Origin of the sequence: Kocuria sp. CH-021, from assembly GCF_049716185.1 — a bacterium.
GTDB classification, from domain to species: domain Bacteria; phylum Actinomycetota; class Actinomycetes; order Actinomycetales; family Micrococcaceae; genus Kocuria; species Kocuria cellulosilytica.
In genome coordinates this window covers 25367-35310 of record NZ_JBNAFK010000006.1, presented here as the reverse complement: position 1 = coordinate 35310, position 9944 = coordinate 25367, and the positions used below count along the sequence as shown (strand labels likewise).

10 protein-coding genes are annotated in these 9944 nt (G+C 75.3%); 9 read left to right on the top strand and 1 reads right to left on the bottom strand.

The genetic code is table 11. From position 1 onward, the window contains the following. Positions 1-116 precede the first annotated feature (116 nt). Positions 117-1121 carry a helix-turn-helix transcriptional regulator gene (locus ACPYN7_RS06030; protein WP_424347035.1) on the top strand — a complete coding sequence of 335 codons (1005 nt, stop codon included), beginning with the start codon at positions 117-119 and terminating at the stop codon, positions 1119-1121. A gap of 10 nt (positions 1122-1131) precedes the next feature. On the opposite strand, the gene ACPYN7_RS06025 is transcribed toward ACPYN7_RS06030, so the two are convergent. Continuing rightward, complete coding sequence (locus ACPYN7_RS06025) at positions 1132-1638, bottom strand: hypothetical protein (RefSeq protein ID WP_424347034.1); 507 nt, start codon at positions 1636-1638, stop codon at positions 1132-1134. 146 nt (positions 1639-1784) lie between these two features. Here ACPYN7_RS06025 and ACPYN7_RS06020 point away from each other — a divergent pair, with 146 nt between their 5' ends. From ACPYN7_RS06020 to lgt, 8 genes are all read left to right on the top strand, one after another. Continuing rightward, positions 1785-2426: a Pr6Pr family membrane protein gene (locus ACPYN7_RS06020; RefSeq protein ID WP_424347033.1), complete on the top strand. Its 642-nt coding sequence runs from the start codon at positions 1785-1787 to the stop codon at positions 2424-2426. 102 nt (positions 2427-2528) lie between these two features. Then, positions 2529-2909 (top strand): phosphoribosyl-AMP cyclohydrolase, encoded by a 381-nt coding sequence (gene hisI / locus ACPYN7_RS06015; RefSeq protein WP_424347032.1) that lies wholly within the window; start codon positions 2529-2531, stop codon positions 2907-2909. Positions 2910-2960: 51 nt separating this feature from the next. Beyond that, positions 2961-4559: an anthranilate synthase component I gene (locus ACPYN7_RS06010; protein WP_424347031.1), complete on the top strand. Its 1599-nt coding sequence runs from the start codon at positions 2961-2963 to the stop codon at positions 4557-4559. Further along, positions 4552-5151, top strand: coding sequence for a Trp biosynthesis-associated membrane protein (locus tag ACPYN7_RS06005; RefSeq protein WP_424347030.1), 600 nt, complete (start codon positions 4552-4554; stop codon positions 5149-5151). The genes ACPYN7_RS06010 and ACPYN7_RS06005 overlap by 8 nt, the downstream gene beginning before the upstream one ends. Before the next feature lie 193 nt (positions 5152-5344). Then, a complete protein-coding gene (locus tag ACPYN7_RS06000; protein WP_058873638.1) occupies positions 5345-5608 on the top strand; it encodes an HGxxPAAW family protein in 264 nt (87 codons plus the stop codon). 144 nt (positions 5609-5752) lie between these two features. After that, positions 5753-7879, top strand: coding sequence for a tryptophan synthase subunit beta (gene trpB, locus ACPYN7_RS05995; RefSeq protein ID WP_424347029.1), 2127 nt, complete (start codon positions 5753-5755; stop codon positions 7877-7879). Next, positions 7876-8730 carry a tryptophan synthase subunit alpha gene (gene trpA / locus ACPYN7_RS05990; RefSeq protein ID WP_157571326.1) on the top strand — a complete coding sequence of 285 codons (855 nt, stop codon included), beginning with the start codon at positions 7876-7878 and terminating at the stop codon, positions 8728-8730. The genes trpB and trpA overlap by 4 nt, the downstream gene beginning before the upstream one ends. An 80-nt stretch (positions 8731-8810) precedes the next feature. Then, positions 8811-9698: a prolipoprotein diacylglyceryl transferase gene (gene lgt, locus ACPYN7_RS05985; protein ID WP_058873636.1), complete on the top strand. Its 888-nt coding sequence runs from the start codon at positions 8811-8813 to the stop codon at positions 9696-9698. Positions 9699-9944: the final 246 nt, after the last annotated feature.

Here is a 9944-nt window from a genome sequence, read left to right as displayed (position 1 = left end):
GGGGGGGCCGGGCGGGGGGGGGGGGGCCGGGGGGCGCGCCCCCCCCCCCCCCCGCGCCCCCCCGGGGGGCCCGCCCCCCCGCCGGGGGGCGGCCCCCCCACGCGCGGGGGAGACCGATGAGCACCTCCGAGAGCTCCGGGCCGGGGGAGGACCCCCGCGCGCCGGGCGGCCCGCTCCGGCGGACGTCGTTCTCCACCCGCGATCCGGACCGGGGCATCGCGGCCATGTCCGAGCTCTACACCGGCCTCGGCATGCGGGCGCCGGTCGACGGATCGTTCGAGCTGCGGATGGCCGCGGCCTCGACGGGCCCCCTCCTGGCGCACGGGTTCCGGCTGGCCACCTCGGCGTCCTCGGGCACGGGCGACGTCTCGGGCACGTACTCCGTGGTGCACGTGCTGACCGGGCGGCTGACGGTCAGCGCCGGGAGGGAGCAGATCAGCACGGCCCTGCCGTTCCTGCTGCCGCAGGGACTGTACGGCGGCCGGTGGGACGGGCTGCTGGAGCTGGGCACCGTGGTCCTGGACGCGGACGCCGTCCGGGACCTCGCGCGCGGCCTGCTGGGCGAGCCGGCCTTCGGACTGCGCTTCACGGGCAGCACGCCGGCGTCCCCGCAGCTGACACGGTACTGGCTCTCCGAGGTCCGGCACTTCCACCAGGACCTGCTGCCCAACGCCGAGGCGCTGAGCACCCCGCTGGTGCGGGCCGAGGCGTTCCGGTCGCTGGCCACGGCGCTGCTGCACTGCTTCCCGAACACCTTTCTCGCGCAGCCGGCGCCTCCCGCGGGCGCACCGGCGCTGCCGGCCCAGCTGCGCCGGGCGGTGGCCTTCGTTGAGGAGCACCTGCACGAGGACATCGGCCTCGCCGAGATCGCCGCGGCGGCACGGATGAGCCCGCGCGGGCTGCAGGCCGCGTTCCGCCGGGAGCTCGGCCGCACGCCCGTCGGCCACCTGCGGGAGGCCCGCCTGGACGCCGCCCGCCGCGACCTGCTCCGCGCCGACCCGGTCGCGGACGAGACGGTCGCCGCCGTCGCGGCGCGCTGGGGCTTCGCCCACGCCGGGCGCTTCGCGACCGCCTACCGGACCCGGTTCGGCGAGGCGCCCAGCGCCACGCTGCACCGCTGAGCCCGCCGGCTCAGGCCCCGCCCCGGCAGGTCTCGTCCAGCCAGTCCCGCACGGGCGCGAGCGCCTCGTCGAGCGCCTGCCCGTCGAAGCGGGCCGACGGGTCCTCCGCCAGGGCCTCGCCGTAGGAGTCGACCAGCAGCTGCACCCGCGCGAGGTCCGCGGCCAGCGCCGGCGGAGCGGCGTCCCGCACGGCCTCCACCTCGTCCTCGACGTCCTGGACGTCCGCCACGGTCGGACCGGCCGAGAGCCCGGCCGGCAGCAGGGCGAGCGCCAGGAGGTCGTCGGCGACCGCCGCGCACGCCTCCCGCCGGTCCGGGTACGCGCCCCACGGCCCGGACGGTCCCGGCGCGGGCGTCCCGGCGGAGGAGGTCGCCGGCGCGGCCGTGGCGCCGGGGGAGCCGCTCGGGGTGCCCGGCGCGCCGGGGTCCCCGCACCCGCCCACCAGCGCGACGGCGAGAACGGCCGCCACCGCGCCGGGGGCCGCGCGCCGCCGCCCCGCCACCGTCCTGGAGCGCATCGTCCTGGTGTCCCGTCCGCCGTCGCCGATCTGGTCCTGCTCCCACCATAAACTCCACCGTCCGGCCCCGGCAGGGCCCCGGAGCGGACGGATCCCGCCGCCGGGACTCCTATCCTGGAGCCCGGAGGGCCGGGAGGAGGTCGAACGTGCGAGTCGTCGTCGTCGCGGCCCGGGCCTGCGCCCTGGCGGTCGCGGTCTGGGCCCTGGTCTCCCGGTCCGAGTGCGCCTTCGTGACGCGCACCTGCCTGGGCTCCAACCTGTTCAGCTACTTCACGATCCACAGCGCCCTCCTGCTGGTGGCGGCCCTGCTGCTGGCCCTGCTGCACACCGCCGCCGGGGCCGAGGAGCCGGGCTGGCTGACCGGGCTCCGGGCGATCGCCACCACCTACACCGTGGTGTCCGGGACGGTCTTCGGGGTGCTGCTCGCCAACGCGGAGCTGTTCGGCCACTTCTTCCTCGTCCCGCTGTCCTCGCAGGTGCTGCACTTCGTGCTGCCCGTCTACGCCGTGGCCGACTTCCTGCTGGGCCCCGGCCGCCGGCGGCTGCGCTGGGCCGCGACCTGGGCGTCCACCGTGTTCCCGGCTCTGTGGGCCGTCTACACCCTGGTCCGGGGGCAGATGGTGGGCTGGTACCCGTACTTCTTCCTCGACCCCGCCCTCGTGGGCGGCTACCGGGCGGTGGGCACCTACGCCCTCGGGCTGTCCGTGCTGATCCTCGCGGTGTCCTTCCTGACCGTGGCCGCCACCCGGCTGCCCACCGTCCGGCCGGGCCCGCGCAGGAGCTCCTGAGCGCCCCGGGGCGGTCCCGCCGGGCCCCTCCGGGCGGTCCCGCCGGCCCCTCCGGGCGGTCCCGGCCCGGGGCGTGCGGCCGGGTCGATAGGATGGGTGGCGATGAGCGAGCAGACCCCCGACCCCGGAACCGACGTCCTCGACCCCGCCGTGGCCCGGCGGCTCAAGCGCGACCCCCAGGGCCTCGTGGCCGCCGTGGTGCAGCAGCACGACACCCACGAGGTGCTGATGCTGGGCTGGATGGACGACGAGGCCCTGCGCCGGACCCTCACGGAGGGACGCGTGACGTTCTGGTCCCGCTCCCGCCAGGAGTACTGGCGCAAGGGCGACACCTCCGGGAACGTCCAGGCGGTGCACAGCGTCAGCCTCGACTGCGACGGCGACGCGCTGCTCGTCCGGGTCGACCAGACCGGCGCGGCCTGCCACACCGGCACCCGCAGCTGCTTCGACGGCCGCGACCTCGGCGCCGTCTCCGCCGTCTGACCCGCCCACCCCCGTACTCCCGTCCGCCACCAGGAAGTCAGGTCGACACCCATGCAGGACCTGGGCACCATCAGCCCCACCCTCGAGGAGTTCCGCGCGCTCGCCGCGGAGCGCCGCGTCATCCCCGTCCGCGTCAAGATCCTCGCGGACGCCATGACCCCGATCGGGCTCTACCGGGCGCTCGCGCTCGAGGACGGGGCGGCCCGGCCGGGCACGTTCCTGCTCGAGTCCGCGGCCGAGGGCGGGGTGTGGTCCCGGTACTCGTTCATCGGCGCGAACTCCCGGGCCACCCTCACGGCGCGGGACGGCGAGGCGCACTGGATCGGGCAGGCCCCGGCCGGTGCCCCCACCGGCGGCAACCCGGTCGAGGCGCTGCGGGACACCATGGCGCTGCTGCACACGGAGCGCTTCGAGGACGTCCCGCCGCTGACCTCGGGGCTCGTGGGCTTCGTGGGCTGGGAGGCCGTGCGCCGCTGGGAGAAGCTCCCGCACCCGCCCGAGGACGACCTGCGGATCCCCGAGCTGGCCATGAACCTGGTCTCGGACATCGCGATCCACGACAACACGGACGGCACCGTGATGCTCGTGGCCAACGCCGTCAACTTCGACGACACCGACGAGCGCGTCGACGAGGCCTGGGCCGACGCGGTGGACCGGGTGCACGCGATGCTGGAGCAGCTCGCCCGGCCCCTCGGCCACGCCACGGCCTCGACGCTCACCGGCACCGACGAGATCCGCGGTGACCTGGAGTCCAAGGTCGACCAGAGCTGGGACCGCACCCTGTTCATGAACTCCATCGTGGAGGGCAAGAAGGCCATCGTGGACGGGGACATCTTCCAGATCGTCGTCTCCCGCCGCTTCGAGACCGAGTGCACGGCCGACTCCCTCGACGTGTACCGCATGCTGCGCGCCATCAACCCCAGCCCGTACATGTACCTGTACAGCTTCGAGGACGCCGACGGCCGTCCCTTCGCCGTCGTGGGCTCCTCCCCGGAGGCGCTCGTGACCGTCACCGGCGACCAGGCCGTGACCCACCCCATCGCCGGCTCCCGCCCGCGCGGGCGCACGGTCGAGGAGGACGTCGCGCTGGAGCGGGACCTGCTCCAGGACGAGAAGGAGCGCTCCGAGCACCTCATGCTCGTGGACCTCGCGCGCAACGACATCTCCAAGATCGCCGTCCCGGGCTCGGTGGAGGTCACCGAGTTCATGGAGGTGGAGCGCTTCAGCCACATCATGCACCTGTGCTCCAACGTGGTGGGCCGGATGCGCCCGGACGCCACGGCCTACGACGTGCTCGCCGCGACGTTCCCCGCCGGAACCCTCTCGGGCGCGCCCAAGCCCCGGGCCCTGCGCCTGCTCGACGAGTACGAGCCCCTGCGCCGCGCCGTCTACGGCGGCGTGGTCGGCTACCTCGACTTCGCGGGGGACATGGACATGGCCATCGCCATCCGCACGGCCCTGCTCGTCGACGGCAAGGCCTACGTGCAGGCCGGCGGCGGGATCGTCGCCGACTCGGACCCCGAGACCGAGGCCCTCGAGTCCCTCAACAAGGCCACCGCGCCGCTGCGGGCGGTCATGCTCGCCGAGCGGCTGCAGGCCCTGGACCTCGACCGCGTGGCCGTGCCGGGAACGGGGGCCGGGCGTGCCTGAGGCCCGCGCGTCCCTGCGGGTGGCGCTGTCCCGGCGGTCCACGGTGGTGCTCGCCACGCTGGTGGCCGCCCTGGCCGTGTTCGCCTGCTCGGCCGCCACGTGGGTCTCCGCCACGGTGCAGACCACGCTGCAGCCCGTGACCGTGGACGTCGCCGGGTCCGACGCCGCCCCGGCCGTCACCGCCCTCGGTCTCGTCGCCGCCGCCGGCGCCCTCACCACGGCGATCTCCGGACGGGTGCTGCGCGCCGTGGTGGCCTCGGTGGTGCTGCTCGCCGGTCTCGGCGCCCTGGCGGCGTCCGTGGCGGTGCTCGCGGACCCGGCCGGCGCGGTGCAGACGGCCGTGGGCGAGGCCACCGGGATGATCAACGCCGGCGGTGACTTCGCCGTGACCGTCTGGCCGTGGCTCGCCGCGGCCGCCGCGGCGCTCGTGGCGGTGTGCGGCGGCTGGGCCCTGGTCGCGGGGCGGTCGTGGACCGCGGCCCGCCGCTACGAGCGCGCCGGGCCGGACGGGTCCCCGGCCGGGACGGTCCGCCGCGGGGACGAGATCGACTCCTGGGACGCCCTCACCGAGGGCCGCGACCCCACCGCCTGAGCCTCCGACCACCCCGGGCGCGGGTCCGCCGCCGCGGGAGGCCGCACGCCCCGGAGTCCCGTGGGGCGTGCGCGGGCGCGGCCCCGGGGGTGGCACAATGGGGCTGGACAGACTGTCAGCAACCGCCGCGCCCCGCCGGGGCCGTGCGAGCCGAGCCGGCCGGCTCCGGCAGGGAAATCGGGAGTGCAACAACATGGCAAACGGAAACGAGATCGTCCTCGACCACACCGGCTTCGTGGGGCACGGCAACACGCTGGCCGCGTGGGTGACCATCGGCATCATGTCGCTGGGCGTCATCGTCGGCGTGGTGGGCTTCACGGTGGGCAGCACCGTCCTGCTGATCGTGGGCATCGTGCTGGTCGCCGTCGGGCTCGTGGCCGGTGCCGTGCTCCGCTCCATGGGCCACGGCAGCGGCTCCGAGCAGCGCAAGCACGAGGCCCGCAACCACCAGGGCTGAGACCGGGCCGGCGCGAGCCGGCCACGGGGGGCGCGGCACGCGCCCGGGCCGGCCGGCTCCCGTCGGGAGCCGGCCGCCGTCCCGACCGGCCCGCACCCCACGAACGCACCAGGGCGGCCCGCGCCGCCGAGAGGACAGGAAACCATGTCGCAACAGAGCACCGGGACGGTCCTGGACGCCATCATCGAGGGCGTCCGGGCGGACCTGGCCGAGCGCCGCGCGCAGGTCGGCCTCGACGAGCTCCGCCGCGCGGCCGCGCAGCGGCCCCCGGCCCTGGACGCCGAGACGGCGCTGCGGGGACCCAGCGCGGACGCCGTGCAGGTCATCGCCGAGGTCAAGCGCTCCAGCCCCTCCAAGGGCGCGCTGGCCCCGATCGACGACCCCGCCCGCCTGGCCGCGGCCTACGAGCACGGCGGCGCCTCGGTGATCTCCGTGCTGACCGAGCAGCGGCGCTTCAACGGCTCCCTGGCCGACCTCGACGCCGTGCGCGCGGCCGTGGGCGTTCCCGTGCTGCGCAAGGACTTCACGGTGGACGAGTACCAGATCTGGGAGGCGCGGGCCCACGGGGCGGACCTCGTGCTGCTGATCGTCGCCGCGCTCTCCGACGACGAGCTGCGCCGCTTCCTCGCGCTGACCCACGAGCTGGGCATGCACGCGCTGGTCGAGACGCACACCCCGGAGGAGATCGAGCGCGCGGTCGCCGTGGGCGCCCGCATCGTGGGCGTCAACGTCCGCAACCTCAAGACGCTCGACACCGACGTCGAGACCTTCGGCCGGCTTGCCGGGCTCCTGCCCCAGGACGCCGTGATCGTGGCCGAGTCCGGGGTCGAGGGCGAGGAGCAGATCGCCCTCTACGCCTCGCACGGGGCCAAGGCCGTCCTGGTGGGGGAGGCCCTCGTGCGCAGCGCCGAGCCGGCCGCGACCATCACGAGCTTCCGCGCGGCCGGCGCCGCCGCGCGGGCCGCCCGGCGCGTCCCCGAGGCCGAGGCGGAGGCCGTCGCCGCGGAGGCGTCCTCCCTGCGCGAGGCCCCCGGGCCGTACTTCGGGGACTTCGGGGGCCGGTGGATGCCGGAGTCCCTCATCGCCGCCCTCGACGAGCTGACGGACGTCTTCGAGAAGGCGAAGGCGGATCCGGAGTTCATCGCCGAGTTCCAGCGGCTCTCCCGCGACTACTCGAACCGGCCCTCCCTGCTCACCGAGGCCCAGCGCTTCGCCGCCGAGGCCGGGTGCCGGATCTTCCTCAAGCGGGAGGACCTCAACCACACCGGCTCGCACAAGATCAACAACGTGCTCGGCCAGGCGCTGCTCGCGCGGCGGATGGGCAAGACCCGGCTGATCGCCGAGACCGGCGCCGGCCAGCACGGCGTGGCCTCGGCCACCGCGGCCGCGCTGTTCGGGATGGAGTGCGTGGTCTACATGGGCGAGGAGGACACCCGGCGGCAGGCCCTCAACGTCGCACGGATGGAGCTGCTGGGCGCCACCGTGGTGCCCGTGACCAACGGCTCCCGCACGCTCAAGGACGCCATCAACGAGGCGCTGCGGGACTGGGTCGCCTCCGTCGAGCACACCCACTACCTGCTGGGCACCGCGGCGGGGCCGTACCCGTTCCCCGCCATGGTGCGCTACTTCCACGAGCAGATCGGCGAGGAGACCCGCGAGCAGGTCCTGGCGCAGACCGGGCGGCTCCCGGACGCCGTGGCGGCCTGCGTGGGCGGCGGCTCCAACGCGATCGGCATCTTCCACGGCTTCCTGGACGACCCCTCCGTGGAGCTGTACGGCCTCGAGGCCGGCGGGGACGGCGTGGAGTCCGGACGCCACGCCGCCACGATCTCCCTGGGCCGGCCCGGCGTGCTGCACGGCGCCCGCACCTACCTCATGCAGGACGAGGACGGGCAGACCCTCGAGTCCCACTCGATCTCCGCGGGCCTGGACTACCCGGCCGTGGGCCCCGAGCACTCGTACCTGCACGACATCGGGCGGGCCCGCTACGAGGCGATCACCGACTCGGAGGCGATGGAGGCCTTCCGGCTGCTGTGCCGCACCGAGGGCATCATCCCCGCGATCGAGACCTCCCACGCCCTGGCCGGGGCGCTGAAGATCGGCCGCCGCTGGGTCGAGGAGCTCGGGCCGGAGGCGGCCGCCGAGAAGATCGTCGTCGTCTCCCTCTCGGGGCGCGGCGACAAGGACGTGGCGACCGCCGCGGAATGGTTCGGGATGCTCCCGGACGACAGCGCCGAGGCTGAGCTCGGCGAGAAGGGCGAGCGACTGTGAGCACCACCCGACACGAGACCTCCGGGGCGGACCTCGCCTCCCGCATCCTACCGCCGGGCCTGAGCGCCGACCCGGACTCGCGGCTCTCCGCCCGCCTCGCCGAGTGCCGCGCGCAGGGCCGGCCGGCCCTGGTGGGCTACCTCCCGGCGGGCTTCCCGACCGTGGAGGAGTCCATCGAGGCGGCCGTGGCCCTCGGCACCAACGGCGCGGACGTCATCGAGATCGGCATCCCGTACTCGGACCCCGTCATGGACGGGCCGGTCATCCAGCACGCGACGACGACGGCCCTGGCCAACGGCTTCCGGGTGGCCGACGTGTTCCGGGTGGTCCGCGCCGTGGCCGAGCGCACCGACGCGGTGCCCGTGGTGATGACCTACTGGAACCCGGTCCTGCAGATGGGCGTGGACACCTTCGCCCGGCGGCTCGCCGAGGCCGGGGGAGCGGGCATGATCACCCCGGACCTGATCCCGGACGAGGCCGCCGAGTGGTTCGCCGCGTCCCGGGCCCACGGCCTGGACCGGATCTTCCTGGTGGCGCCCTCCTCCTCCCGGGAACGCCTCGACCTCGTGGTCAAGGCCGCGAGCGGCTTCGTCTACGCGGTCTCCGTGATGGGCGTCACGGGGGCCCGGGACGCCGTCTCCGACGTCGCCGAGCAGCTCGTCGCCGACACGCGCGCGGCCGGCGCCCAGCACGTCTGCGTGGGCCTGGGGGTCTCCCGCCGGGAGCACGTCGAGGAGATCGGCGCGTACGCGGACGGTGTCATCGTGGGCACCGCGCTCGTGCAGGCGCTGGCCGACGGCGGCCCCGAGGCCGTGGGCGCCCTGACCCGGGAACTGGCCGGGCGCTCCTGATAGCGTGACCGGGCGGCCCCGCCCCTGCACGGGGGCCGGGCCGCCCGTCCCGACGACCCCACGAGCCGAGGCCCCACCGCATGCTGCTGAGCGCCGTTCCCCCCGTGCCCGCCCTGATGAGCGCCCCGCTCCGGCAGGGCATCCCCTCCCCGGACTGGTCCGGCTTCTCGGTCGGCCCCCTGACCGTGCACGCCTACGCCCTGTGCATCCTCCTGGGCATCGCGGCCGCGCTGTGGCTGACCACGCGCCGCTGGGCGGCCCGGGGGCTGGACCCGGAGATCGTGTGGGACATCGTGATGTGGGCCGTGCCCGCCGGGATCGTGGGCGCCCGGGTGTACCACGTGCTGATCACCGACCCGGCCGGCTACTTCGGCCCGGGCGCCGACCCCCTCGACGCGCTGCGGATCTGGGAGGGCGGCCTCGGGATCATGGGGGCCGTGGCGTTCGGGGCCCTCGCCGCGTGGTGGGTCTGCCGCCGGCACGGGATCCCCCTGGCGGTCTTCGCCGACGCCGCCGCCCCCGGGCTGCTGCTCGCCCAGGCGATCGGCCGCTGGGGCAACTGGTTCAACCAGGAGCTGTTCGGGCGGCCCACCACCCTCCCGTGGGGGCTCGAGATCGACCCCTCCGGCGCGAACTTCCCCGCCGGGCTTCCGGCGGACACGCTCTTCCACCCCACGTTCCTCTACGAGTCCCTGTGGAACCTGCTCGGCGTGGTGCTGCTGCTGGCGCTGGACCGGAGGTTCCGCCTGGACGGGGGCCGCCTGTTCGCCCTCTACCTCGTGCACTACGGCCTCGGGCGGATGCTCATCGAGCTGTTCCTGCGGATCGACCCGGCCCTCATGGTGCTGGGCCAGCGCGTGCACGTGTGGACCTCCCTGGGGCTGGTCCTGCTCGGGCTGACCCTGTTCGCGGCGGTCGTGCTCCGCCGCCGCCGGGCCCGCGGCGCCGTGGGGGCCGCGCACGCCTGAGCACCGCACCGGGAGCCGGGATCCAGTACCTGGCCCGGGAGTTTTCAGAGCTGTAACATCTGAGTGCTAGATTTCTCTGGCGCCTGACCGGCGGACGGGTGAACCACGTCCGCCGCCTCCGGTGCACGCCACGATCGTCCACCGCCGGACCTTCCTGGAACGGGGCCCTTCCGCCGCCCGGCACCTCCACGACCACTGCTCGAGGACGCCGGGGGCAGCTCACGATCCGGCGGCACCTCCCGACCG

Coding starts and splice junctions, on each gene's coding strand:
- lgt (WP_058873636.1), top strand. CDS start 8,811: ATGCTGCTGAGCGCCGTTCCCCCCGTGCCCGCCCTGATGAGCGCCCCG.
- ACPYN7_RS06030 (WP_424347035.1), top strand. CDS start 117: ATGAGCACCTCCGAGAGCTCCGGGCCGGGGGAGGACCCCCGCGCGCCG.
- ACPYN7_RS06025 (WP_424347034.1), bottom strand. CDS start 1,638: ATGCGCTCCAGGACGGTGGCGGGGCGGCGGCGCGCGGCCCCCGGCGCG.
- ACPYN7_RS06010 (WP_424347031.1), top strand. CDS start 2,961: ATGCAGGACCTGGGCACCATCAGCCCCACCCTCGAGGAGTTCCGCGCG.
- hisI (WP_424347032.1), top strand. CDS start 2,529: ATGAGCGAGCAGACCCCCGACCCCGGAACCGACGTCCTCGACCCCGCC.
- ACPYN7_RS06000 (WP_058873638.1), top strand. CDS start 5,345: ATGGCAAACGGAAACGAGATCGTCCTCGACCACACCGGCTTCGTGGGG.
- trpB (WP_424347029.1), top strand. CDS start 5,753: ATGTCGCAACAGAGCACCGGGACGGTCCTGGACGCCATCATCGAGGGC.